This is a genomic window from Neisseria sp. P0001.S005, from assembly GCF_051963715.1.
The window spans coordinates 1-1,078 of sequence record NZ_JBQCTZ010000421.1 but is presented as its reverse complement, the minus strand read 5'-3'; the positions used below and the strand labels follow the sequence as shown (position 1 = coordinate 1,078).

General features: G+C 47.5%; 1 protein-coding gene. It reads right to left on the bottom strand.

What is annotated here, in order from left to right:
* Positions 1 to 367 precede the first annotated feature (367 nt).
* Positions 368 to 1,078, bottom strand: a 711-nt coding sequence (gene ilvC, locus ACTHSP_RS20745; protein WP_440346736.1) for a ketol-acid reductoisomerase, incomplete at its 5' end; no start/stop codon positions are given.

Below are 1,078 nucleotides of genomic sequence, written 5' to 3'. Positions count from 1 at the left end.
ACGGCGATACGCCGTTTGAGGTCTTGCAGGCTTATTTTTCTCAACCTGTGGTGTAAACAACGCAACGTTTTCCTACAGGTTATGGCTTAAGAAAACAAATTTTCCTCTTGTTTTAGGCGTATTTTGTTGGGAAACGTTGTTTTTTGCAGACAGAGTAGGTATGGAAAATAGTCGTTTATTTCGTAATATGTTTTTTTAAAAGGAAATTTTAGGAGAATCATAAAAGACGGCATTGAGGTTGGAGTTTAAATGTCGTTTATATTGTCTTCAGACGGCCTTGTTGAGTGAGATTTATAGTGTATTGGGTTTTAAAATTATAAAAACCTGCCTGAGTAATCAGGCAGGTTTCATTTGTTTGAAAGACAGATTAGTTTTTGTCTTGGTCAACCAGTTTGTTTTTAGCGATCCAAGGCATCATAGAACGCAGTTGTGCGCCAACTTTTTCGATTTGGTGGTCGGCAGTCAGGCGGCGGCGGGCAGTCATGCTGGCGTAGTTGACGGCACCTTCTTGGATGAACATTTTGGCGTATTCGCCGGTTTGGATGCGTTTCAAGGCGTTGCGCATGGCCTCGCGCGATTTGTCGTTGATAACTTCCACGCCGGTAACGTATTCGCCGTACTCCGCGTTGTTGGAAATGGAGTAGTTCATGTTGGCGATGCCGCCTTCGTAAATCAGGTCAACGATGAGCTTCATTTCGTGCAGACACTCGAAATAGGCCATTTCGGGCGCGTAGCCTGCTTCGGTCAGGGTTTCAAAGCCGGTTTTAATCAACTCGACCACACCGCCGCACAATACGGCTTGTTCGCCGAAGAGGTCGGTTTCGGTTTCTTCGCGGAAGTTGGTTTCGATTACGCCGCCTTTAGTGCCGCCGTTGGCTGCTGCGTAAGACAGGGCGATGTCTTTGGCTTTGCCACTTTTATCTTGGTAAACTGCGATCAGGGAAGGTACACCGCCGCCTTTCAGGAATTCGCTGCGTACGGTGTGGCCTGGGCCTTTAGGGGCGATCATGATAACGTCGAGGTCGGCGCGAGGTACGATTTGGTTGTAGTGTACGTTGAAGCCGTGGGCAAACGCCAA